This window comes from Microbispora triticiradicis (assembly GCF_005864065.1).
GTDB classification, from domain to species: domain Bacteria; phylum Actinomycetota; class Actinomycetes; order Streptosporangiales; family Streptosporangiaceae; genus Microbispora; species Microbispora triticiradicis.
Window position 1 is genome coordinate 623,593 of record NZ_VANP01000002.1, and the last position, 24,319, is coordinate 647,911.

Here is a 24,319-nt window from a genome sequence, read left to right on the forward strand (position 1 = left end):
GCGCGGTGGAGAGCACACTGGAGAGCACGGCGGCGCAGGTCAGGCCGAGGGTGGCGGTGTCGAGCTGCCTGCTGGGCGCTCCCGTGCGGTTCAACGGCGGCCACAGCCGCGACCGGTTCCTCGCCGGCGAGCTGGACGAGTACGTGGACTGGGTGCCGATCTGCCCCGAGATGGAGGTCGGTCTCGGCACGCCCCGCGAGACGCTCCGGCTGGAGCGCGGCACGGACGGACCCCGGCTGATGACCCGGCGGACGCGCCGGGACCTGACCGCCGAGATGGCCGGCCTCGCCGCCGAGCGGGCGGCGGAGATCGGCGCCGTCGACGGCTACGTCTTCAAGTCGAAGAGCCCGAGCTGCGGGCTCCACGGCGTCCCCGTGTACGGCGGATCCGCCCCGGGCGCCCCCGGGCGCCGCGGCCCAGGCCTCTTCGCCTCCGCGATCACCGGCGCCCACCCGTCTCTGGTCGTCGAGGACGAGGGCCGGCTGCACGACGCCGTGCTGCGGGAGGCGTTCGTCGAACGGATCTTCGCCGCGGCCCGGCTGCGGGCACTGCTGTCCGGCGATTGGCGCCCCCGCGACCTGGTCGGCTTCCACGCCCGGCACAAGATGCAGATCCTCGCCCACTCGCCCGCGGCGTACCGGGTGATCGGGCGGCTCGTGGCCGCCGCGGGCGGCCTGCCCCGGGAGACGCTGGCCCGCGAGTACGGCTGGGCCTTCCGCACCGCCCTCCTGGTCAGGGCCACGATCGGGCGCCACGTCAACGTGCTGCACCACTTCCTCGGCAGGATCAGCGGGGACCTCGACCCGGTCCGCCGGGCCGACCTCACCGAGGTCATCGAGGCGTACCGGGCGCACCGGGTCGCCCTCGCCGTGCCGCTGGCCCTGCTGCGCCATCACGCGAAGGGCGCCGGAGCCGGCCAGGTCCAGGAGCAGACCTACCTGTCGCCGTACCCGGACGCGCTGCGCCTGCGTAACCACGTCCCCGCCTGACGGGGGCATGCGGGGACCGGTGCATACGGCTGGCTGAAAGGGAAGAAAGGCTTCTTATGGGACGCACCTCGAAGAAGACGCTGACCGGCACCGCCCTCGCCGTGACCGCCGCCGCCGTGGCCGGCGGACTCGGCACCGACCCCCGTTCCTCCTGGTACCACCGGCTGCGCAAGCCCTCCTGGCAGCCGCCGCGGCAGGCGTACGGCCTGGTCTGGACGCCGCTGTACGCGACGATCGCCTACGCGTCCGCCCGCGCGCTCTCCGTGGGGGACGAGCGCTCCCGGCCGGCCCTGCGCCGGGCGCTCGCCGCGAACCTGGCGCTGAACGCGGCCTGGCCGCCGCTGTTCTTCAAGGCCCGCAACCCGCGTCTCGCGCTCGCCGAACTGGTCGCGCTCAACGCGTCGAACGTCCTGCTGACCCGCCGCTTCCTCCGCCAGGACCGCGCGGCGGGGCTCCTGCTGCTGCCGTACACGGGGTGGACGCTCTTCGCCACCGCGCTCAACGCCTCCATCGCCCGCCGCAACCCCCGGGCCTGACCGGTCCCGCTCCGCCTGCCGCCGTGACCCGCCGCGAAAGCGGTCAGACCCGCGGCTGCAGGGTGTATCCGCTGTAGCCCGGGCAGCTTCCCGACGGCGCCCACCTGCCGACGTTCAGGGTGATTATGACGGTCACCCCCGTGCAGTAGACCTTCAGGGTGCTCAACTGCTTGATGTCGCAGTAGAAGGTCATCTGCACACCCGGCCCGGCCACCGGAATGCAGTAGCTCGTCTCCGCCGCCACCGCCGAATTCGCCGTCGCGACACCCTCGGGGAGAACTTTCCATTCGCTGGTGCGGAAAGAGCCGGCCGGCCCGGTGCCCGACGCCCACGCCGCGGTCACGCCCAAGGGCGTCAGCAGCAGCGCGGCCAGCGCCAGTACGGTGAGCGCGTATCGACGAGCAGGTCCCATGTCGTTCCTCCTGTTCGCGGCGCGCGGCGGAAGCGCGGTCCCGCCGGGGCCTCGGGTATTCACCTCCCTGATTGACAACGCATATCCGCTTCTTGTCAACATCGTGTCGAATACGAATGTCCGAAACGAAAAATGGTCTTCTCCGGGCGCGGCGGGAGAACTGCCGAGACCTGGCGGAATATGCCTGGGAAAAGCGCCGGCCGGCCGTTCGGGTGCGCATGCCGGCGGACTGGATTTTCAGGAGGCCGTCATGGAGCCGCGGGGTCGAGCTGGCGGGGCCGCTCGTCCTCGCCCGGCGGTTCCTGGGATTCAAAAGCCGTGAGGATCGTGGTGAGGACCTCCCGGAACCTCCGCACCTGGGCCGGGGTGAGGGGGTCGAAGAGCACGCGGCGGACCTCCTCCACGTGGCCCGGTGCGGCCTGCACGAGCGCCGCGAAGCCCTCGTCGGTGAGCTCGGCGACGGTCGTGCGCCGGTCCTCGGGCCGCTTGACCCGCCGCACCCAGCCCTTCTCCTCCAGCCGGGAGACGGCGTGGGAGAGGCGGCTGACGGAGTATCGGAGAATGGAGGACAACTCGCTCATCGTCATGGTCCGGCCCGGCGACTCGGAGAGCACCACGAGGATCATGTAATAGGTGTGCGGGATGCCCGAGTCACGCTGCAACTGCCGTTCTAGGGCGTCCTGGAGGAGCTGGCTCGTCCTGATGTAGGCGCGCCAGGTGCGCTGCTCCTCATCGTCGAGCCATCGCGTGCCGGGCATGCGCCAAGACTACCGGTCGGTCGGCACAATCTTTGTGGGCCAAAGACCCTGGTTCGATCGTTCCCGTCAGGAAAGTCTCAGGGCATGGACGAAATGGAGCGCATCGACGCCTATTGGCGGGCCGCGAACTACCTGTCCGTCGGGCAGATCTACCTGATGGACAACCCGCTGCTGACCGAGCCGCTGATCGCCGAGCACGTCAAGCCGCGGCTGCTGGGCCACTGGGGCACCACCCCAGGGCTCAACTTCTGCTTCGCCCACCTGAACCGGGTCATCCGGGAACGCGACCAGGAGATGATCTACATCGCCGGTCCCGGGCACGGCGGCCCGGCCGCGGTGGCCCACGCCTGGCTGGAGGGCACCTACACCGAGCGCTATCCCCACGTCACCCGCGACGCGACCGGCATGCGCCGGCTGTTCCGCCAGTTCTCCTTCCCCGGCGGCATCCCCAGCCACGTGGCCCCCGAGACTCCCGGCTCCATCCACGAGGGCGGCGAACTCGGCTACGCCCTGTCCCACGCGTACGGTGCGGCCTTCGACAACCCCCGCCTGGTGGTGGCGTGCGTCGTCGGGGACGGCGAGGCCGAGACCGGCCCGCTGGCCACCGCCTGGCACTCCAACAAGTTCCTCAACCGGGCCGGTGACGGGGTGGTGCTGCCGATCCTGCACCTCAACGGCTACAAGATCGCCAACCCCACCGTGCTGGCCCGCATCCCCGAACCCGAGCTGCTCAAGCTGTTCGAGGGGTACGGCTACCGCCCCCACGTCGTCTCCGGCGACCAGCCGGCCGAGATGCACGAGCTGATGGCGCGGACCCTGGACACGGTGTTCGACGAGATGGCCGACGGCGGCCCACTGCCGATGATCGTGCTGCGTACGCCCAAGGGCTGGACCGGCCCCCGGGAGGTGGACGGGCTGCCGGTGGAGGGCACCTGGCGCGCCCACCAGGTGCCGCTGACCGATGTGCGCAACCGCCCCGACCGCCTGGAGGCGCTGCGGGAGTGGATGCTCTCCTACCGGCCCGGGGAGCTGTTCGACGCCGACGGCCGGCCGGTCGAGGCCGTCACGGCCACGGTGCCGGACGGGCCGCTGCGGATGAGCGCGAACCCGCACGCCAACGGCGGTGAGCTGCTGCGTCCCCTCGTGCTGCCCGACTTCCGCGACTACGCCGTGGAGGTCAAGAGCCCGGCCACCGCCTCCAGCGAGCCGACCCGCGTGCTGGGCGGGTTCCTGCGGGACGTGATCGCCGCCAACCCGGAGAACTTCCGGCTCCTCGGCCCGGACGAGACCGCGTCCAACCGGCTGTCGGCGGTGTTCGAGGCCACCGGCAAGGAGTGGGAGGCGGCCCTGCTGCCGACGGACGAGAACCTCGGCCCGGCCGGCCGCGTGATGGAGGTGCTCAGCGAGCACCAGTGCCAGGGCTGGCTGGAGGGCTACCTGCTGACCGGCCGCCACGGGCTGTTCAACTGCTACGAGGCGTTCATCCACATCGTCGACGCGATGTTCAACCAGCACGCCAAGTGGCTGGAGTCGTCCCGCAAGATCCCCTGGCGCAGGCCGGTGGCCTCGCTGAACTACCTGCTGTCCTCGCACGTGTGGCGGCAGGACCACAACGGCTTCAGCCACCAGGACCCCGGGTTCCTCGACGTGGTGGTCAACAAGAAGGCCGAGGTGGTGCGGGTGTACCTGCCGCCGGACGCCAACACGCTGCTGTCGACGGCCGACCACTGCCTGCGCTCCCGCGACTACGTCAACGTCGTCGTCGCCGGCAAGCAGCCCGTGCTCGACCTGATGAGCATGGACGAGGCGGCCGTCCACTGCGCCCGCGGGCTGGGCATCGTGGAGTGGGCCTCCACCGACGAGGGCGCCCATCCCGACGTGGTGCTGGCCTGCGCCGGCGACGTGCCGACCCTGGAGACCCTCGCCGCCGCGGCGATGCTGCGCGAGCACCTGCCCGAACTGAAGGTGCGGGTGGTCAACGTGGTCGACCTCATGCGGCTGCAGCCGGCCTCCGAGCACCCGCACGGGCTGCGCGACGTGGAGTTCGACGCGCTGTTCACCACTGACCGGCCGATCATCTTCAACTTCCACGGCTACCCATGGCTGATCCACCGCCTGACCTACCGGCGTACGGGACACGAGAACCTGCACGTGCGCGGATACAAGGAGGAGGGCACCACCACCACGCCGTTCGACATGGCGATGCTCAACGACATCGACCGCTACCACCTGGTGATGGACGTGATCGACCGGGTGCCCGGCCTGGGCAGCACGGCCGCCCACCTGCGCCAGCGCATGGCCGACGCCCGGCTGCGCGCCCGCGCCCACACCCGCGAGTACGGCGAGGACCCCGCCGAGATCCGCGACTGGACCTGGCCCGCCTCCTGAACCGGGACGCCGGCCTGTATGTCGGGCAATCACATGACGTGATCCTGATGGGTGGTCGATGATGCCAGGTATGCGCGGAGCGGTGCCGGTATGGGGCGGGGCTGGGGTCGCGGTGGCGGCCCTGGCCGGGCTGGGCGTCTACCTGTCCCAGGTGGGGCTGGACAAGGCGGACAAGCTGGCCAGCGTGGTCGGGTTGTTCGTCGGCCTGGCCGGGCTGGGGGTGGCGGCGTACGGGCTGGTCGCCGAGCGGGGAAGCGGCGCCGGCGGTGGTGTGCGGCAGCGGGCCAGGGCCACCGGCCGTGCCCGCGTTTCTCAGGCCGGCCGTGACATCACCGCCGGTCCGGCGCGGCGGCTGGAGGGAGGCGACGACGACGCCGCGGCGGGTGGCGTGGCCGGCGGGGAAGCACGGTCGGTGTGGCAGCGGGCCGAGGCCGCCGAGGACGGCCAGGTGAATCAGGCCGGCCGAGACGTCGACGAGCGGTGAGGCCGTCGCGTGGGTCACGCAAGGTGATCCAGCAGGCGCAGGCCGCGGGACTGGCCCGGATCTGTCAGGCGGCCGGGGACCTGATCGTGTACGGGGGCGAGGAGCCGTACCGATGGGCGCGGTGGCCCGCACCGGCGTCGCCTCCGACGACGGGAGAGGCGCGGGCGCAGCCCAGTGAGCTGCTGCGTGCCTCGCACGCGCTCGTCGCCTTCACCGGCCGCCACGATCTGCTGGACGAGCTGACGAGCTGGCGGGATACGGCCACCGGGCAGAACGTGGCGGTGCATCTGATCCATGGGCCGGGCGGGCAGGGCAAGACCCGGCTGGCCGGACACGTGGCGGGCCTGTGGCGGCAGCGGGGGTGGGTGGTGCTGGCGGCCCATCACCGGCGTGACCGCTCCACCGCGGCGGAGTTCGAGGTGCCCACCTTCGAGGAGGCGGCCGGGGTGCTGGTGGTGGTGGACTACGCCGAGCGGTGGGATACCGCCGACCTGCTCACCCTGTTGCGTGACGCGCATCTGCCCGGGCGGCTGCCGGTGCGGGTGCTGCTGCTGGCCCGCCCGGCCGGCACCTGGTGGGACAGCCTGAGGGGGCGGATGCAGCGTGATCTCGGCCTGACGCCCGGCCGGCGGGAGCTGGAGCCGCTGGAGCAAGAGACCGGGGTTACCCGTGCGGGGCTGTTTCGCGCGGCCCGTGACCGGTTCGCCGAACTTCTGCAGGTGCCCGGAGCCGGCTCGGTGGCGGTGCCGTCCGCGCTGGAGCGGCATGAGGCCTATCGGCTGGTGCTGACCGTGCATATGGCCGCGTTGGCCGCGGTGCTGGCGGCCGAGCGTGGCCAGCAACCGCCCGCCGACCCGGTGCAGGTGTCGCAGTTCCTGCTGGCGCGCGAGCGGGATCACTGGGAGGCGATGGCCTCCCCCCGCCGGGACAGACCCCTGGCGACCTCGCCGGAGGCGATGGGGCAGATCGTCTACACCGCGACACTGACCGGCCCGCTTGGCTACCAGGACGGCAAGGCCGCCCTGGCACGTGCCGAGATCGAGTCCATGCAGGCGGTCGGGCAGCTGCTGAAGGACCACGCGGTGTGCTACCCACCCGCGGCTTCCAGCCCCGGGCCGGTCTCACCGCAGGCGGTGCCGGCTCCTCACCCGGGCATCACGGTGCTGGAGCCGTTGTACCCCGACCGGCTGGGCGAGGACTTCATCGCCTTGTCCACCCCCGGCCATTCCTGCGACTTTCCCGCCGATCCGTGGGCGGAGGCGGCGCCCGCTCGGCTGCTGGCCCCGCCCGCCGGCGCCGGTGACGGGCCGGCTGAGGGCGGGAGCATGCCGACGTGGGCGCGGCATGCGGTGACCACGCTGATCGAGGCCGCTCACCGATGGCCCCACCTGGCGCGGCAGCAGTTGTATCCGCTGCTGGCCGCCGCCCCTGACCTGGCTGTGCACGCCGGTGGCGCCGCTTTGACCAGGCTGGCCGACCTGGACGACATCGATGCCCGGCTGCTGGCGGCCATCGCGGCGAGGCTGCCCGGCCATCGGCATATCGATCTCGACATCGGGGCCGCCGCGGTGGTTTCCCGTCTAACCGAAAACCGTCTGGCCGACGCCACCGACCCGGCCACCCGTGCCCGCCTCCACGAAGCCTTGGCCATCCGCCTGTCCTATGCGGGGCTGTGCACACGCGCGCTGGCCGAAGGCCACCAGGCCGTCGGACTCTGGCGCCGGCTCGCCGCGCTGAACCCGGACGCCTACCTGCCCCTACTGGCCGACTCGTTGAACAACCATGCGAACCGGCTGACGGAGGTCGGACAGTGGGGCGAGGCGGTCCCGGTCAGTGAGGAGGCCGTCCGCCTGCGTCGCGAACTGGTCGTGCTGAACCCAGACGCCTACCTGCCCGACCTGGCCGTCTCGGTGAACAACTACGCTCTGCGGTTGACGGAGGTCGGGCGGCGGGCCGAGGCGCTCCCGGTCAATCAGGAGGCCGTCCGCCTCTTCGGTGAGCTGGCCGCGCTCAACCGGGAGGCCTATCTGCCCAACGTGGCCGGCTCGCTGAGCAACCAGGCTGTCTTGCTTGGGGAGGTCGGGCGGCGGGGTGAGGCGGTCTCGGTCGGTGAGGAGGCCGTCCGCCTCTACCGTGAGCTGGCTCAGCTCAACCGGGAGGCCCACTTGCCCGGCCTGGCCTCCTCGTTGAACAATTACGCTCTGCGGTTGGCGGAGGTCGGGCGGCGGGCCGAGGCGGTCCCGGTCGGTGAGGAGGCCGTCCGCCTCTACGGCGAGCTGGCCGCGCTCAACCGGGACGCCTATCTGCCCGACCTGGCCGGCTCGCTGACCAACCACGCTGCCTTGCTGGGGCGGGTCGGGCGGGGGGTCGAGGCGGTCTCGGTCGGTGAGGAGGCCGTCCGCCTCTACGGCGAGCTGGCCGCGCTCAACCGGGACGCCTATCTGCCCGGCCTGGCCGTCTCGTTGACCAACCAGGCAGCCTTGCTGGGGCAGGTCGGGCGGGGGGTCGAGGCGGTTCCGGTCAGTGAGGAGGCTGTCCGTCTCTTCGGTGAGCTGGCTGCGCTCAACCGGGAGGCCTATCTGCCCGACCTGGCCGGCTCGTTGCAGAGCAATGCTCTGCGGTTGGCGGAGGTCGGGCGGCGGGCCGAGGCGGTATCGGTCAATCAGGAGGCCCTCCGCCTTTTCGCGGAGCTGGCCGCGCTCAACCGGGAGGCCTATCTACCCGACCTGGCCTCCTCGTTGAACAACCACGCTGCCTTGCTGGCGCAGGTCGGACGGGGGGTCGAGGCGGTCCCGGTCAGTGAGGAGGCCGTCAGCCTCTACGGCGAGCTGGCCGCGCTCAACCGCGACGCTCACCTGCCCGATGCCCTGAGAAGTCTTACGGCTTGGGGGTATGTGCTGATCGAGAACTCCCGGTTCCGCGCCGCCGTCACACCGCTTACCGCGGCGTTACTGGCGGCGCGGGAACTGCCCGAGTACGTCGCCCAGAGCATCATCGGCTCGGCCGCCGACCTGCTCCGTCTCGCCTATGCGGGAGACGCCGCCGCTGTGGCCGACGAGTTCCGCGTGGTCACCGGCCAGGAGGTCCCGACCTGGATGAAGGAACCACCCTCCGCCACCGAAGGCTGACGAGAGCGACCTCCACAGCCTCCGTGATCCCGGATCCGACTGATCCCGATGTCACGTGCCGGGCCGGATCAGGCCGCTCTCGTAGGCCAGGATGACCAGCTGGACCCTGTCGCGCACGTTCAGCTTGGCGATGGCCCGGGTGATGTGGGTCTTGGCGGTGAGCGGACTGATGACGAGGCGCTCGGCGATCTCCTTGTTGGAGAGCCCGAGCGCCACGAGCCTGACCGTCTCCAGCTCCCGGGAGGTGAGGACGGTCAGCCGCCGCCCCGCGTCGGGCGTGAGGTCCTGCCGGTGGGCGAACTGCTCGATGACGCGGCGCGTCACCCCTGGAGACAGGAGCGCGTCTCCGTCGGCGACGGCGGCGACCGCCCGGCGGAGTTCGGCGGGTTCGACCTCCTTGGTGAGGAAGCCGCTGGCTCCGGCGCGCAGGGCGGCGAAAACGTGTTCGTCGGTGTCGAACGTGGTGAGGATGATGACTCGGCAACCCGGAGCGCCCGGGCCGGTGACGATGCGGCGCGTGGCGGTGATCCCGTCGGTGCCCGGCATGCGGATGTCCATGAGGATCACGTCGGGGCGGGTGCTCGCGGCCAGCCGTACGGCTTCGTCGCCGTCCTGGGCTTCGCCGACGATCGTGATGTCCCGGGATCGGGCCAGCAGGCTGCGGAAACCGGCCCGTACGAGTGCCTGGTCGTCGGCGAGGAGCACCTTGATCGTCACGCTGTCGAGCCTGCCACAGGGATGTCGGCCCGCACGGCGAAGCCGCCGGAGATCGGCCCTGCGGTGAGCGTGCCCCCCAGTGCGCTCACCCGCTCGCGCATGCCGGCCAGGCCATGGCCCTCAGTGACATCGGCGCCGCCTGGAATGCTGCCGCCGTTGTCTGTGATCTCGACGGTGACCGAGCGAGGCCGGTAGCCGATCGTCACCTCGGCCTTGCTCGCCCCCGCGTGCTTGAGCGTGTTGGCGAGGGACTCCTGCACGACGCGGTGAACGGCGATGGCGGTGATGGCGGGGACGACCGCGCGGTCGCCGTGCTCGTCGAGGGTCACCTCAAGCCCGGCGGCGCGGGTGTCGGCGATGAGAGCGTCCAAGGAGGCCAGGTCCGCCTGGGGTGCGGTGTCGGCGGGGTCGTCGCGCAGGACCGTGATGAGGGAGCCGAGGTCGGCCATCGCCCGGTTCCTGACGTTCTTCGCCAGGCGCAGCGCGGCGGCGGCCGCGGCCGGGTCCTCCTCCAGAGCGTCGGCGGCGACATTGAGCTGGACGCCGACGACGGCCAGTGTGTGGGCGATGATGTCGTGAACCTCGTGCGAGACACGCAGCCGTTCCTCGGCCGCGCGCGCACGGCTGTCGGTCTCGCGCAGCCGCTCACGCCAGCGCATCGCGGCGGCGTACGTGAGACCCGCGGCGACGAGGACCGCCAGGAGCAGTCCTTCCCCCGCGACGTGGATCAGGTAGCGGATCGGGTTACGGTCCAGGATCCAGCGGGCGTCGACGGCGGAGTAGACCAGCTGGGCCAGGCCGAGGGCGGGCACCCAGCGCACGCGTGACGTGGTGGCGGCGGTGAAGTAGGCGACCGCGGCCGGCCAGATCCAACCGGCGGGAGACCAGTGTCCGGTGAGGTGATAGACGAGGATCCCGCCGATCGACAGCAGCAGCACGGTCATCGGCCACCTGCGTCTGACCAGCAGGAGCGCTCCGAGAAGCAGACCGAGAGGGATCGTGCCCTGCCAGGGGTCGTGCACCCCGGTGGCGAGGGCCACGGCCACGAAGAAGACCAGCGTGAGGGCGGCGAGCGTGATGTCGGTGATCCGGGCGATGTGCCGGACGGGAGCCGGTTCGCGTCGTGGGGGCAGAGCGGCCATGCGGAGGCCCTTTCTCGAGGGACGACGGATATGAGACCGGGCCGCGTCGCCCAGACGGTCAACTGGGCGACGCCGTGGGCATGTCCGGCTTTCCGTAGCCGCGCGGACCGGCGGACTCAGGGGCTGCGGAAGCTTCGGCCGTCTCGACGAGAAACGCTAGGCCGGGCCGCGGCGGGAGCGCGTCGTCCGTCGATCGTCACCTGGCCTTGCACCGTTCGCCGTACGCGCTACACCGAACGGAGTAGGCATCACGCCTCGACCGGCCGCACGAGGCCGAGGCTCTCAGGGCTTCAGGACGGGCACGTCAAGCAGTGCGGAGGAAGGTCAGGATCACGGGGCCAGCCGGGCGACCGCTCCTGTTTCCAGGGCGGTCCACACAGCACCGTCCGGGCCGACGGCGATGCCGTGGGGTTCCGACGAGGGGGTGGGCAGGTCGTACTCGGTGATCAGCCCGGCGGGGGTGACGCATCCGACGCGGTTGGCGCCCCATTCGGTGAACCAGCACTCTCCGGAGGGCGCCGTGGTGATGGCGTGGGGCCTGGCGCTCCGATCGGGCAGCGGGAACTCCTGGATCGTGCCGTCCGCACCGAGCCTGCCGATCTGCCCCGCGGCGATCTCCACGAACCACACCGCGTCGTCGGCCCCGCACGTGATGCCCACCGGTGCGGCGCCGTCGGTGGGCAGTCTGTGGAGCGTCACCGTGCCGTCCAGGTCGAGCCGGCCGACGGCGTTGGCCTGGTTGAGGGTGAACCACAGTGCGTCGCCGGGGCCGGCGGTGATCATGGAGGGGAACGCTCCCTGTGCGGGGAGGGGGAAGTGGGTGATCTGTCCGTCCGTGGTGATGCGGCCGATCCGGTCGGTGTTCATCTCGGTGAACCACAGGGCGCCGTCCGGGCCCGCGCAGATGCCGAAGGGGCCGGCTCCGGGTTGGGGCAACGCGAACGCCGTGAGGGTTCCGTCGACGGTGACCCGGCCGATGTGGTCGTCCGCGGACCGGGTGAACCACAGTGCCCCGTCCGGGCCCGCGGTGATGATGCTCGGCCTGCAGTCCGCGGAACCCGCGGGATACCGGCTGAGCTCACCGTCGACGGCCAGGCGGGCGATCTCACCGCTGTGGACCAGGGTGAGCCACAACGCGGCGTCGGGCCCGGTCGTGAGGCCGTAGGGGCCGGCCTTCGCATCCGCGACCGGGAGTTCCCGAACCGATGAACGATCGGAGTGTTGCAACTTCTGCTCCAGGGTCAGGGCGCTCGTGCGGCGTCGGGAACGAGGCGGTCGTCGACACCCTGCCCGTCAGCACCAAAGCACGGCAACTCGTTAAAAAGGCCGTTTATGCGATCGGCGACAATCCCCATCGTGACGCCTCCCGATGTGACCATGTGGCTGGCCGGTCCGCGCGGCACGCGCGTGGAGTTGCGACGGCGAGGGTGCCGGGTCAGCGAGCGTCACGGAAACAGAGCCGAGGTGCTGATCGACGACGTGGACGAGGACGTCGCCGCCGTGCACTTCGAACTGGCCGTGGACCGATACGTCGCCGGCGGATACTCCCCCCGGACGCAGGAGGCCGCGCGCAGCGTCCTCGGCACCCCGGCGGACGACGCCGGATACGCGTTCGCGTTCGCCGCGAAGGTCGGCGGCGCCCGGGGCGAGCTCATCAGGGCACAGGCGCTGCGGCTGTGGGAGGACGATCAGGCGGCACGGGACGCCGAGCGGGCGGCGATCGAGGCGATCGACTCCCCGGTGTCCTTCTACGGCCTGCTGGACGACCACCTCCTCCTGATCCCGGACGGACCCGCGATCCACGCGTACGTCGACGGGCACGATGTGGTCTCACTCGTCGACGGGCTGGCCACCGCCAAGGGCATGACACCGGGCCGGCTGGGCTTCGACCCCCGGCGCGAGCCCTGGCGGATCGATCTCACGGGACGGCACCGGCTCCGGAGCCTGCTCGCCGGCGAACACATGAGCCGGCTGCGCTCGCTCCGGATCCGCACCTGGGGTGGCACCGCCCGCCTCGACCCGGTCCTGAGCTCCTACTCCGCCGGTGACCGGCTCAGCCACCTGTGCCTGCCGAGCCAGCGCGACGACCTCGCCGAAGCGCCGGTCGCGGGGCGATACCCCGGCCTGCGCGCACTGGAGTGCCCCGCGTGGCAGGTGGCGCCGCTGCTCCGGGACGGGGCGCCCCGGCTGCACACGCTCGTGGCGTACGGCATCGACGAGCGCGCGCCCTCCCTGCTGGACATGCTGGCCGGCCTCTCCCTGCCCGCCCTCCGCCACCTCGCCCTGTGGGAGACACACGTGGATCCCAGGGGCCTGGGCACCTCTCCGGTCGTCGCGAGGCTGGCCACCCTCGACCTGTGGAAGGTCAACGACGCCCACCGGTTCGACTTCCCCGCCCTGCTACGGCAGCGGCGGGAGCTGGCGCATCTGGAACGGATCGTCCTCCCCGGGCACTGCGTCCCCTCCACCATCCGCAGCCGCTTCGCCGACTGGCCGCAGGTGACCTTCGCCGGCCATGACCGCCGCGAGCTGCTCGCGCTCGACCTCGACACCCGGGGATACCCGCTCGCCATGTGATCCGGGCTCACTCACCGCCGACTCCTCAAGGGCAGGTCAGCGCTGGTTCCGTTCGGTCAGTCGCAGGGTGAGGCCGTGCGGCTCCAGGTGCAGTCGTGGCCGTGGGCGTACGGAGCCGGGGCAGGGGAGCAGGCGCCAGGACCGGATGATGCCGGCGAGGGACAACGTCAGGTCCATGAAGGCGAGTTCGTAGCCGATGCATTTCGACTCTCCTGCCCCGAAGGGCAGCCAGCCCTTGACCTGGTGCGGGTCACGTCCGTCCCACCTGTACGGATCGAAGGCCTCCGGGGAGGGGAACAGGTCGGGCCGGTGGTGCAGCACGTACGGGCTCAGCAGCACCTGCGCGCCGGCCGGGATGCGCCGGGAGCCGATGGCGGTGTCGGTGACGGCCACCCGCGGGAAGATCCAGCTGGGAGAGCGCATTCGCAGGACCTCGGCGACGACGCCTCGGGTGCGGGGGAGCCGGGCCATCACGTCGGCGGCGGTGTGCCCCTGGCCGAGCCGGGTGACGGCCTGCGCTTCGTGGGCCACTTCGGCGTCCAGCGCGGAGTCCTGGGAGAGCTGGTGCAGGGCCCAGGCGTGGCCGACGGCGGTCGCGGTGATCCCGCCGAGGAGCACGGTCATGGCCGTGTCGCGCACCTCCTTGTCGCTGAGCCGGTCGCTGTCGAGGGCGGTGGTGAACATGGACATCAGGTCGCCGTGGTCCGCGCCGTCCCGGCGGTAGGCGGCGATCTCCTCGTCCAGGAAGCGCAGCAGCCTGGCCTCGCTCTCGCGATAGCGGTGATTGCGGCGGGTGGGCAGGCGGTTGAGGCCTGGGGCGATCATCCGCAGGATGGTCTGGTGGTCGACGAAGTCGGTGACGGCCCGCCGTAGCCCGGCGACTTCGGGGCCGAGATCGCGGCGGCAGAACATGGTCGCGAGGGTGGAGCGGGTGGCCAGCGACCGCATCTCCGGCAGTACGTCCAGGATCTGTCCGTGGCGCCAGGTCGCGGTGACAGCGCCAACCTGGGCCTGGACGGTCCGGGCATAACCGGTCATCCGGCCGCTGTGGAAGGCGGGCTGCGCGAGCCGGCGGAGTCGTTTGTGCTTGGCCAGGGGGCAGGTGGCCATGCCGTCACCAACGATCGACCGCATGTTCTCGTAGAACACGCCCCCTTTGTCGAAGGCGTGGTCGGAGTTCCTGAGCACGCGCTGGGCCGCCTCCGGCGAGCACACCACATAGGTCGGCGTCCGGCCGAACCGCAGCTCCACGACCTCCCCGTGGCGTGGCAGCGCCGCCAGCAGGCCCAGCGGATCGGTGAGCAGGGGTTTCATGTGGCCGAGCAGTGGCCGGCCGCCCGGTGCCCTGGGCGGCCGGCCGGCACGTTCCGGCGCCTTCCCGCGCTCGGGTAGCCCGTCGTGATCGAGGCCGCCGCGCGGGGTGCGTCGAAGAGGGGAGCGCATGATCCTCCAGCCACCCTGAGGTCGCTCATCGCCATAGCTCGGCGACTCCACGTAATCACCGCCAAGTCCGGCCGGGAACTGGCGGCACGGTGACAGGCGCATGGCGGGCAGGTCCCGGCCCGTTGCCGCGTACGGGACCCGCCGCCGCCCACCGGCCACCCCGGCGCCGGAAGCGACCCGCCGCACCCTCGGTACCGGGAGCGACCCGCCCACCCCCGGCGCCCGGAGCCGGCACGAGAAATCGGGATGACGGCACCGGTAGCATCGGAGGCATCGGAGCCGCCGCCTCTCCGCGTGCGCGCTACATCGACACTGTCCTAAGGAGCTACCGTGTCCGCCGCCCTTGAGATACGCATCACCCTCGCCGGAGCCGAGCGCGTGGTGGCGGCGGGCACGACGGCCGGGGAGGCGCTCGGCGCCGACGGACGGTCGGTGATCGCCGCCCGGATCAACGGAGAGCTCCGCGACCTCGCCGCCGAGGTGGCCGAGGGCGACCTCGTCGAGCCGGTCGCGATCGACAGCCCCGACGGGCGGGCGATCCTGCGTCACTCGACCGCGCACGTCATGGCCCAGGCCGTGCAGGAGATCTTCCCCGAGGCGAAGCTGGGCATCGGCCCGCCGGTGGAGAACGGCTTCTACTACGACTTCGACGTCCGCGAGCCGTTCACCCCCGACGACCTCAAGCGCGTCGAGAAGCGCATGCGCGAGATCGTCAAGCAGGGGCAGACCTTCCGCCGGCGCCCGGTCGGCGACGACGAGGCCCGCGAGGAGCTGGCCGGCGAGCCGTACAAGCTGGAGCTGATCGGGCTCAAGGGCGGCGCCGCCGAGTCGGCCGACGGCGCGGACGTCGAGGTGGGCGGCGGGCAGCTGACCATCTACGACAACCTCGACCCCAAGTCGGGCGAGCTGTGCTGGAAGGACCTGTGCCGCGGGCCGCACCTGCCCAGCACCCGGGTCATCCCGGCGTTCAAGCTCATGCGGTCCGGCGGCGCCTACTGGCGGGGCAGCGAGAAGAACCCGCAGCTCCAGCGCATCTACGGCACCGCCTGGGAGACCCGCGAGAAGCAGGACGAGTACCTGCGCCTGCTGGAGGAGGCCGAGAAGCGCGACCACCGCAAGCTCGGCGCCGAGCTCGACCTGTTCTCGTTCCCCGACGAGCTGGGCTCGGGGCTGCCGGTCTTCCACCCCAAGGGCGGGGTGATCCGCCGGGTGATGGAGGACTACTCGCGCCGCCGGCACGAGGAGGCGGGATACTCCTTCGTCAACACCCCGCACATCACCAAGGACAACCTGTACAAGATCTCCGGGCACCTCGACTGGTACGCCGACGGCATGTTCCCTCCCATGGAGCTGGAGGGGGCGCGTTACTACCTCAAGCCGATGAACTGCCCGATGCACAACCTGATCTTCCGGGCGCGCGGGCGGTCCTACCGTGAGCTGCCGCTGCGGCTGTTCGAGTTCGGCACGGTCTACCGGTACGAGAAGTCGGGCGTGGTGCACGGCCTGACCCGCGTACGCGGCCTGACCCAGGACGACGCGCACATCTACTGCACCCAGGAGCAGATGCGCGACGAGCTGAAGTCGCTGCTGCGGTTCGTGCTCGACCTGCTGCGCGACTACGGCCTGGAGGACTTCTACCTGGAGCTGTCCACCAAGAACCCGGAGAAGTCCGTCGGCGACGACGAGACGTGGGAGCAGGCCACCGAGACACTGCGGGAGGTGGCCGAGTCCGAGAAGCTGGAGCTGGTCCTCGACCCGGCCGGCGCCGCCTTCTACGGCCCGAAGATCTCCGTGCAGGCCCGGGACGCCATCGGCCGGTCGTGGCAGATGTCGACCATCCAGCTCGACTTCAACCTGCCCGAGCTCTTCGGCCTGGAGTACCAGGCCGCCGACGGCACCCGGAAGCGGCCGGTCATGATCCACCGGGCGCTGTTCGGGTCGATCGAGCGGTTCTTCGGCGTGCTGGTCGAGCACTACGCGGGCGCCTTCCCCGCGTGGCTCGCGCCGGTGCAGGTCGTCGGCATCCCGATCGCCGACGCCCACGCGCCGTACCTCCAGGACGTCGCCAAGAGGCTGCGCGAGCAGGGCATCCGGATCGAGGTCGACGAGAGCGACGACCGCATGCAGAAGAAGATCCGCAACGCGCAGAAGGCCAAGGTGCCGTACATGCTCCTCGCGGGCGACGACGACATCGCGGCCGGCGCGGTCTCCTTCCGCTACCGGAGCGGCGAGCAGAAGAACGGCGTGCCGGTCGACCAGGCGATCGAGGAGATCGTCGACGCGGTCCGCCGCCGCGTCCAGGTCTGACGCCTGCGGGCCCGGCTCCGTCGAGGCCTGGACGGAACGTCGTACGGCGAACCCGGGCGCCCCCTCCGTGGGGACGCCCGCTGCGCCCGATGGCGCTCCGGTACGGTGAACCCGGCGGGCCGGGGGAGATCCGCCGGGTCATATGCTGCTGCACAGTACTGCCGGTGCACAGTGCTGATGGTGCACAGTGCCGCCGGTCGTCGTACGGGCGGCAGCGGCGGTGGCCTGGCGCAGGGGACGGACCGGAGGGAAGCGACGACCGTGGATTCAGAGCCGATCGAGCAGGCCGGCGCCGGGGTTCCGGACAACTTCCAGCGCCTGTGGACTCCGCACCGGATGGCCTACATCAAGGGCGAGAACAAGCCCACCGGCTCCGGCGCGGACGACGGCTGCCCGTTCTGCGAGATCCCCAAGCTCTCCGACGAGGACGGGCTGATCGTGGCGCGGGGATCGGCCGTGTTCGCCGTGCTCAACCTCTACCCGTACAACTCCGGGCACCTGATGGTCTGCCCGTACCGGCACGTGTCCGACTATGCCGACCTCGACGGGCCCGAGACCGCCGAGCTCGCCGAGTTCACCAAGCGCGCCACGCAGGCGCTGCGCAAGGCGAGCGGGGCGCAGGGCTTCAACGTCGGCATGAACCTCGGCGGCGTGGCGGGCGCGGGCATCGCCGCCCACCTCCACCAGCACGTCGTGCCCCGGTGGGGCGGCGACACGAACTTCATGCCGGTGGTCGGGCACACCAGGGTCCTGCCGCAGCTGCTGCGCGACACCCGCGACCTGCTCGCCGGCGCCTGGCCCGCCGACTCCTGACCGCGCCCCGGCCACCGGGGCTCAGCCCGCCAGACCCGCCGGGGGGATCGGCGCGGTGGCCGCCGGGGCGGGCTCGCCGTACTGCAGGGCGCGGATCCCCGCGCTGAGCACCAGCGGTACGGCGAGGGCCAGGGCCATGGACAGCACGGCGGCCCCGGAGTCGTTGACGAGCATGCCGACCACCCCGCTCACGAGCGCGCCGAGCAGGCCCGCCTTGAGCGTGGGCGCCCGCTCGAACGCGACCGGCAGCACCCCGGCGCTGGCCGTGCCGGGGCGCAGCAGCGCGAAGACGAGGAATGCGAAGGCGGCGATCACCACCGGCATCAGGTTGGGGCTGAGCAGCGTGGCGAGCATCGCCCCGAGCTTGCGGGAGATCACCGGCAGGAACGTGCCGTCGGCGACCTGCCCGGCGAACCGCCCGAGATGCGTCTGGCTGGCCGGGGGACGCAGGTAGTCGAGGTAGGCGATCGTCATCACCAGCACGCCGCCCGCCGCGCAGAACGCGCCCAGCTTGACCACCGACACCCGCCTGCCCGCGACGATCATCGCGGTGACCGCGATGCCGGGGACGAAGGCGATGACGCCGCCGAAGTCGCTGCCCACGCCGGGCCAGCCGTCCAGCAGCATGGCGAAGGCCCCGAGCACGGCGATCAGGGCCACCGCGACGGACTTGCGGCCCGACCGCACGAGCCGGTCCGCGACGGCCGTGGTCACGAGCAGCACGGCCGTGGCCAGCAACGCGAAGGGGATGTTCCCCAGGCCGTAGTAGCGGGCGCCGACCACTCCCGTGTAGCCCATCAGGCTGTTGAGCTGCAGGGGCGTGCCGGTCAGCAGGTCGCCGAGCAGCACGGCCGCGGTCACCGCCGCGATCACGGTCAGCGGCCCGAGCACGGCGCGCCGCCACGGCCCAGCGAGGGCCACGAGGGTCAGCGCCGCCGCGATGGCCGCGATCGAGGCGAAGAGCGTGAGCACCGGCTGCGCCGTACGGGCCCACGGGAGAAGGTTGACCAGATAGGTCGAGGCGGGGATCGCCGCCAGCGCCACGGCCGCGGACCGTACGGCGGGCAGCCGGTCGCGGCGGCGCAGCAACAGGAACGCGGTCAGGTAGAACAGCACCTGGAGCACGGCGAGGGTGGTGAAGAAGACGCCGGTGGTGTTCCTGATCGTCTGCCCGGCCACGTCGGCGGTCCGCAGGGCCGCGACGCCCTCCGCGAGACTGCCGCCGCCGGTCCCGTGTGTCTCGACCGGGACGCCGACGACGTTCGGGGGAGCGGCCACTCCGGCCCGGGCGAGGATCGTGGCGGTGAGGTCCGGCAGGATGATCATGTCGTCACGGTGGGTGGACCTGGCGCCGAGCGTGCGTCCCGGCCCGGTCGCGCCCGCGCCGTCCAGGCCGGTGGCCGGGGCGGAGTCCGGGCCGGTTGTGGCCGGGCCGCGCAGCATCGCCACCCGCAGGTGCGGCACCGGCCCGTGGTCACCGACGCCCGCCACCAGCACCGTCGCCTGTCCCAGGCGGGGCAGGAGCGCGCCGAGCTTCGCGTCGGCCGCCTGCGCCGCCGCCCGGCGCGCCTGCGGGGACACCGCCTCCGGCACCTCGCTCAGCCGGTCGGCCGAGATGTAGGGAGCGATGAGATCGGGGATCTCCACCGCGACGACGTCCGCCCGGGTCCAGTCCGAGACCTGCCCGGCGTCGGCGGCGTAGACGTCCACGCGCCCGGCGCGGTCGGCCAGCGCGAGCGCCGCGCCCGGGCCCACGGCCATCGTGGTCCGCCCGGCCGTGTGCAGGGCCTGTCCGAGGGTTCCGGCGTCGCGCTGCTCGCGCACCTCCCACAGCCAGGAGAACTCGGGGACCACCGCGCCCGCGCCGCTCGCCTCGGGCGTGGGCGCCATGCCGCAGCGTCCGCCCACCGCCGAGCGCACCCCGGCCGAGACCGTGAGCCACCCGTCGTAGGGGCAGGTGCCGTCCTTGCGGACGGTCCGGGCGGACAGGGAGCCGATGGCGGACTCACCGGCGAGCCGCCACAGGGCGGGGGTGTCCGCCGGGGTGACGTCGCTCCACATCAGCCCCGGGATCCCGACCAGGACCATCCGCTCGCCGGCCGTCTTCTCGCCGGCGGCCGTCCCGCCCTGGCCGGGCCTCTGCTCCGGTCCGGCCGCGAGTCCGGCGTACGCGGCCGTGGTGGGCGCGAGAGTCACGACCGACACACCGAACACGACGGCGACGAGCGCGCGCCTCACCCACGTGCCACTCACCGGCGACCCCCAGGCCCGTACATGATCTTGGAAAAACCCGCGACCACGCTACCGGACCCGTGGACGTCCGCGCAGCGACTCGGTCCGTCCCGGGCGGCCCGGATCAGGCGGACGGGATCGGGCCGCCGGAGCCGGGCGTACGGGTCATGTCGCCAGGGTGGCGGCGCTCTCGTTGCCGAGGCGGTCGAGCGTGGTGACGTAGTAGGCGCCCGAGCCCGCTGCGGCGTACTGCGGCGCGGCCGAGGCCGGCACGACGGCGAGCAGGTTGCGCGCGTCGGCCGTGGCGCAGGAGGCGTCCTTGCCGGTCACCCGGTACACGGCGTACGCCTGCGCGCCGGGCTGGGCCTGCCAGGTCAGCGCCCCCGAGGCGGCCTTCACCCCGCGCGGGGCGGCCGGCGCGGCGGTGGACCCCGTCCTGAGCACCGGCGGCAGCGCGGGCCGCGTGTAGTGCTCCTTCACGATCCGGTCGAGCACGCCCAGGGGGTTCCGCACGAGCTGGGCGGCGCTGAAGTAGACGTCGCCGGAGATCTCCGGGTGCTTGCGGTTCAGCGTGAGGTGCGCGGGCAGCTCCCCGGCCTTGGTCCAGGCCGGGGTGTCGGTCGCGCCGACCCGGTAGAGCGCCTGCCCGATGTAGAGATCCACGTCGGTGCCCTTCACCGCGTCGGCCCACCACTTGGCGAGGACGGTGTAGTCGGCGGCGGCGAAGCCCCGGGGCCAGTAGAGCTGGGGCATCACGTAGTCGACCGAGCCCTTCTTGATCCACGCCTTCGCGTCCGCGTAGATCGAGTCGTAGGCCGACATGCCCTTGGTGGCCGACCCCGCCGGGTCCTCGGCCTTGTTGCGCCAGATGCCGAAGGGGCTGATCCCGAAGACGGCGTACGGCCTCGCCGCGTGGACCGCGTCCGAGACCTGGGCGACGAGGTCGTTGACGTTGCGCCGCCGCCAGTCGGCGAGGCTCAGGCCCTTGCCGTACTTCTTGTACGCCGCCTGGTCGGCGAACCTCGTGCCCCGGCCCGGGTAGGGGTAGAAGTAGTCGTCGAAGTGGACGCCGTCGACGTCGTAACGCTGCACGACGTCCGTCACGACCTTGGTCACCCAGTCGCGCACCTGGGGCAGCCCGGGGTTGTAGTAGAGCTTGCCCTCGTGCTTGACGACCCAGTCGGGGTGCAGCCGCGCCGGGTGCCCGGCGGGCAGCTTCGCGGTGGCCGAGTCGGCCGCCCGGTAGGGGTTGAACCACGCGTGGAACTGCAGCCCCCGCTTGTGGGCCTCCTCCACGAGGAACGGCAGCGGATCCCAGCCCGGGTCCCGGCCGGCCGTGCCGGTGAGCCACTGCGACCACGGCTCCAGCGACGAGCGGTAGATCGCGTCCGAGGCGGGACGCACCTGGAAGAACACGGCGTTCAGCCGGCGCTTCACCGCGTTGTCGAGGATCCTCAGGTACTCGGCCTTCTGCCGGTCGGGCGACAGCCCGGGCTTCGACGGCCAGTCGACGTTGTGCACGGTCGCGATCCAGACACCGCGGAGCTGGCGCTTGGGATATTTCGCGCTGGTCGCGCAGGCGCCCGTCGCCGTCAGCGTCTCCGCCTTCACCACCTGGGTCCGCCCGTCCTTCGCTTTCGCCGTGCTGCCGACCTTCTCGGCCTGGGCCCCGGGGCCGAACGTGTAGGCGGCGCCGATGGCGGCGGCGGCGATGACGGTGGTGGCGATCAACGGGCGGACGACCTGTCTCCGCTCGGTCACGTGGCTGCCCCTCCGATTTGCCGGTAAGTCCGGCGACCAGTCTTACATCGGCATAAGAGCGGTTTAGCCAGAAAAAACGAAACGCACTTGTGATGCGGATGTGACGCGGGGCACGTCGTGAGGCTCCCCGGGCGGCTGTCCGGTCAAACCCGGCGGTACGGATGAGCTGCGCGAACGGCCCGTCCGGCGGCGGCGCGGCCCGTCCCGGCCGGACGAGGGGCCGCCGGGGCGCGGGGGAATGGTTGTGAGGCGGATTGGTGACATCCGCACGCCCGGCGGCGGGAGGCGTGCCGCCGGGCGTCCGTGTCCGATGGTCGTCCGGACAGTCGTCCAGCTGATCGTCCAGACGGTCGTCCGAGCCGTCGCGCGATGCGGGCCTACTGCTCGCCCGCCGCGGCCACCTTGTCGACCAGGTGCGCGGGCAGCGGCTCGTACCGCAGGAAGGAGCGGGTGAACGTGCCCGTCCCGTGGGACAGCGAGCGCAGGTCGACGGCGTACCGGGTGATCTCCAGCTGCGGGACCTCGGCGCGCACCAGCGTGCGGCCCGTGCCGACCGGCTCGGTGCCGAGCACCCTGCCCCGGCGTGAGGACAGGTCGGACATCACGGCGCCGACGTAGTCGTCGGGCACCAGCACCGCGACCTCGTCCACGGGTTCGAGCAGGTGCGTGGCCACCTTCGCCGCGGCCTCCTTGAGCGCGAGCTGACCGGCGATCTGGAAGGCCATGTCGGAGGAGTCCACCGAGTGGGCCTTGCCGTCGTAGAGCGTGACGCGGATGTCGACCATCGGGTAGCCGGCGACGACCCCCCGTTCCATCTGCGCGCGCACGCCCTTCTCGACCGACGGGATGAACTGCCGCGGGACCACCCCGCCCACGATCTTGTCGACGAACTCGAACCCGCCGCCCGACGGCAGCGGCTCGACCTCGATGTGGCAGATGGCGTACTGCCCGTGGCCGCCGGTCTGCTTGACGTTGCGCCCCATGGCCTGCGCCCGGCCGCCGAACGTCTCCCGCAGCGGCACGCGCAGGCCGACCTTCTCGACCTCCACGCCGTGCCGCTTGGCCAGGCGGTCGAGCAGGACGTCGGAGTGCGCCTCGCCCATGCACCACAGCACGAGCTGGCGGGTTTCGGCGTTGTTCTCCAGCCGCAGTGTCGGGTCCTCGGCGACGAGGCGGCCGAGGGCCTGGCTCAGCTTGTCCTCGTCGGCCTTCGACCTCGCCCTGATCGCGACCGGCAGCAGCGGGTCGGGCATGGTCCACGCCTCGACCAGCAGCGGCTCGTCCTTGGCGGAGAGCGTGTCGCCGGTCTCGGTGCGCGACAGCTTGGCGACCGCGCAGACGTCCCCGGCGACGCACTTGCCCACGGTCCGCTGCAGTTTGCCGAGGGGCGAGGACAGCGCGCCCACCCGCTCGTCGACGTCGTGGTCCTCGTGACCCCGGTCGGCCAGGCCGTGGCCGGAGACGTGGACCGTCATGTCGGGCCGCAGCGTGCCGGAGAAGACCCGGACCAGGCTGATCCGCCCGACGTACGGGTCGCTGGTCGTCTTGACGACCTCCGCCACCAGCGGGCCGTCCGGGTCGGCGGTGATCTCCTTGCACGGCTTGCCGTCGATCGTGGTGATGTGCGGCAGCGGGTGTTCCAGGGGCGAGGGGAAGCCCTGCGTGACGATCTCCAGGAGCTCCAGCGTGCCGACGCCGGGCGCGGTGGCGAGCACCGGGTAGAAGCTGCCCCGGGCCACCGCCTTCTCCAGGTCGTCGATGAGCACCTTGGTGTCGATCGTCTCCCCGGAGAGGTAGCGGTCCATGAGGGACTCGTCCTCGCTCTCCTGGATGATCCCCTCGATGAGGTCGCCGCGGTACTGCTCGATGAGCGCGAGCTGGTCCGAGGCCGGCTCCCGCTCCGACCTGCGGCCGCCGCCGTAGTCGAACAGCCGCTGCGACAGCAGGCCGAGCAGGCCGGTGCCGTCCACCGGCAGGTAGAGCGGCGCCACGCCGTCGCCGAACGCGTCCTGGCAGGTGGCGAGGACGTCGTCGAAGGCGGCCCGCTGGTGGTCGATCTTGCTGATCACCACCGCGCGCGGCATGCCGACGAGCGCGCACTCGTCCCAGATCATCCGGGTGAGCCCGTCGACGCCCTCGACGGCCGAGACCACGAACAGCGCGGCGTCCGCGGCGCGCAGCCCGGCCCGCAGGTCGCCGACGAAGTCCGCGTACCCCGGGGTGTCCAGAAAATTGATCTTGATGCCGTTGTAGACGACCGGGGCGACCGACAGGTTCACCGAGCGCTGCTGGCGCACCTCCACCTCGTCGAAGTCGCTGACCGTGGTGCCGTCCTCGACCCGGCCGGGACGCTGCACGGTGCCCGTCTCCGCGAGCAGCGCCTCGATCAGGGTCGTCTTCCCGGCTCCGGAATGGCCGACCAGCACGACATTGCGCACCATGTCCGGCCGATCGGCCACGGGTGCCCTGCCCGCGGCCCCTGTTGTCGCGCCGGTTGATCTTTCGGCCACATCGCCTCCCGAATCTCGGAGCGGCGGAGAGGGGGCGCACGGACGCGCCCCGCGCCGGCCGCTCGTGCCGTCGCTTCCCGCGCCCGGGGCCCGCCCTCTCACGACCACACGACGGGGTTCAC

The 24,319-nt window shown here is 71.9% G+C and carries 17 protein-coding genes; 8 read left to right on the forward strand and 9 right to left on the reverse strand.

Annotated elements, in window-relative coordinates:
* Positions 1–17: 17 nt before the first annotated feature.
* A complete protein-coding gene (locus FED44_RS07825; protein ID WP_244301788.1) occupies positions 18–989 on the forward strand; it encodes a DUF523 and DUF1722 domain-containing protein in 972 nt (323 codons plus the stop codon).
* A gap of 56 nt (positions 990–1,045) precedes the next feature.
* Complete coding sequence (locus tag FED44_RS07830) at positions 1,046–1,525, forward strand: TspO/MBR family protein (protein WP_138460203.1); 480 nt, start codon at positions 1,046–1,048, stop codon at positions 1,523–1,525.
* Positions 1,526–1,568: 43 nt separating this feature from the next.
* Here the strand turns inward: FED44_RS07830 and FED44_RS07835 are convergent, their stop codons facing one another.
* Both FED44_RS07835 and FED44_RS07840 read right to left on the reverse strand, forming a co-directional pair.
* The gene (locus FED44_RS07835) at positions 1,569–1,937 is read right to left on the reverse strand and encodes a hypothetical protein (RefSeq protein WP_111700312.1); all 369 of its coding nucleotides are present in this window, start codon (positions 1,935–1,937) and stop codon (positions 1,569–1,571) included.
* A 248-nt stretch (positions 1,938–2,185) separates the two neighbouring features.
* On the reverse strand, positions 2,186–2,695 hold the full coding sequence (locus FED44_RS07840; protein WP_138460204.1) for a MarR family winged helix-turn-helix transcriptional regulator: 510 nt from the start codon (positions 2,693–2,695) through the stop codon (positions 2,186–2,188).
* A gap of 84 nt (positions 2,696–2,779) precedes the next feature.
* On the opposite strand from FED44_RS07840, the gene FED44_RS07845 reads away from it, so the two are divergent.
* The 3 genes from FED44_RS07845 (at position 2,780) to FED44_RS38035 (ending at position 8,695) form a co-directional block, all read left to right on the forward strand.
* On the forward strand, positions 2,780–5,083 hold the full coding sequence (locus tag FED44_RS07845) for a phosphoketolase family protein (protein WP_138460205.1): 2,304 nt from the start codon (positions 2,780–2,782) through the stop codon (positions 5,081–5,083).
* Between the two features lie 70 nt (positions 5,084–5,153).
* A complete protein-coding gene (locus FED44_RS07850; protein WP_138460206.1) occupies positions 5,154–5,567 on the forward strand; it encodes a hypothetical protein in 414 nt (137 codons plus the stop codon).
* Complete coding sequence (locus FED44_RS38035; RefSeq protein WP_138460207.1) at positions 5,564–8,695, forward strand: tetratricopeptide repeat protein; 3,132 nt, start codon at positions 5,564–5,566, stop codon at positions 8,693–8,695. Before FED44_RS07850 ends, FED44_RS38035 begins: the two co-directional genes overlap by 4 nt.
* A gap of 51 nt (positions 8,696–8,746) precedes the next feature.
* On the opposite strand, the gene FED44_RS07860 is transcribed toward FED44_RS38035, so the two are convergent.
* The 3 genes from FED44_RS07860 to FED44_RS07870 all read right to left on the reverse strand — a co-directional run bounded on the left by FED44_RS07860 (position 8,747) and on the right by FED44_RS07870 (position 11,781).
* On the reverse strand, positions 8,747–9,412 hold the full coding sequence (locus tag FED44_RS07860; RefSeq protein ID WP_138460208.1) for a response regulator transcription factor: 666 nt from the start codon (positions 9,410–9,412) through the stop codon (positions 8,747–8,749).
* A complete protein-coding gene (locus FED44_RS07865; RefSeq protein ID WP_138460209.1) occupies positions 9,409–10,554 on the reverse strand; it encodes a sensor histidine kinase in 1,146 nt (381 codons plus the stop codon). Before FED44_RS07865 ends, FED44_RS07860 begins: the two co-directional genes overlap by 4 nt.
* Before the next feature lie 330 nt (positions 10,555–10,884).
* Positions 10,885–11,781, reverse strand: coding sequence for a Vgb family protein (locus FED44_RS07870; RefSeq protein ID WP_138460210.1), 897 nt, complete (start codon positions 11,779–11,781; stop codon positions 10,885–10,887).
* 129 nt (positions 11,782–11,910) lie between these two features.
* Here FED44_RS07870 and FED44_RS07875 point away from each other — a divergent pair, with 129 nt between their 5' ends.
* Entirely contained in the window at positions 11,911–13,131 is a 1,221-nt protein-coding gene (locus tag FED44_RS07875) for a hypothetical protein (protein WP_138460211.1), read from the forward strand.
* 36 nt (positions 13,132–13,167) lie between these two features.
* Here FED44_RS07875 and FED44_RS07880 read toward each other — a convergent pair whose 3' ends face one another.
* Positions 13,168–14,676, reverse strand: coding sequence for a cytochrome P450 (locus FED44_RS07880; protein ID WP_341868635.1), 1,509 nt, complete (start codon positions 14,674–14,676; stop codon positions 13,168–13,170).
* Positions 14,677–14,904: 228 nt separating this feature from the next.
* On the opposite strand from FED44_RS07880, the gene thrS reads away from it, so the two are divergent.
* Positions 14,905–16,881, forward strand: a complete 1,977-nt coding sequence (gene thrS, locus FED44_RS07885; RefSeq protein ID WP_111700324.1) for a threonine--tRNA ligase — start codon at positions 14,905–14,907, stop codon at positions 16,879–16,881.
* A 261-nt stretch (positions 16,882–17,142) separates the two neighbouring features.
* A complete protein-coding gene (locus FED44_RS07890) occupies positions 17,143–17,694 on the forward strand; it encodes an HIT family protein (protein WP_111700325.1) in 552 nt (183 codons plus the stop codon).
* Between the two features lie 21 nt (positions 17,695–17,715).
* Here FED44_RS07890 and FED44_RS07895 read toward each other — a convergent pair whose 3' ends face one another.
* The 3 genes from FED44_RS07895 to FED44_RS07905 all read right to left on the reverse strand — a co-directional run bounded on the left by FED44_RS07895 (position 17,716) and on the right by FED44_RS07905 (position 24,197).
* Positions 17,716–19,947: a hypothetical protein gene (locus FED44_RS07895; RefSeq protein WP_138460214.1), complete on the reverse strand. Its 2,232-nt coding sequence runs from the start codon at positions 19,945–19,947 to the stop codon at positions 17,716–17,718.
* Between the two features lie 144 nt (positions 19,948–20,091).
* On the reverse strand, positions 20,092–21,687 hold the full coding sequence (locus FED44_RS07900; RefSeq protein ID WP_111700327.1) for a glycoside hydrolase family 10-like protein: 1,596 nt from the start codon (positions 21,685–21,687) through the stop codon (positions 20,092–20,094).
* A gap of 377 nt (positions 21,688–22,064) precedes the next feature.
* On the reverse strand, positions 22,065–24,197 hold the full coding sequence (locus FED44_RS07905; RefSeq protein WP_138460215.1) for an elongation factor G-like protein EF-G2: 2,133 nt from the start codon (positions 24,195–24,197) through the stop codon (positions 22,065–22,067).
* Between the last annotated feature and the right edge of the window lie 122 nt (positions 24,198–24,319).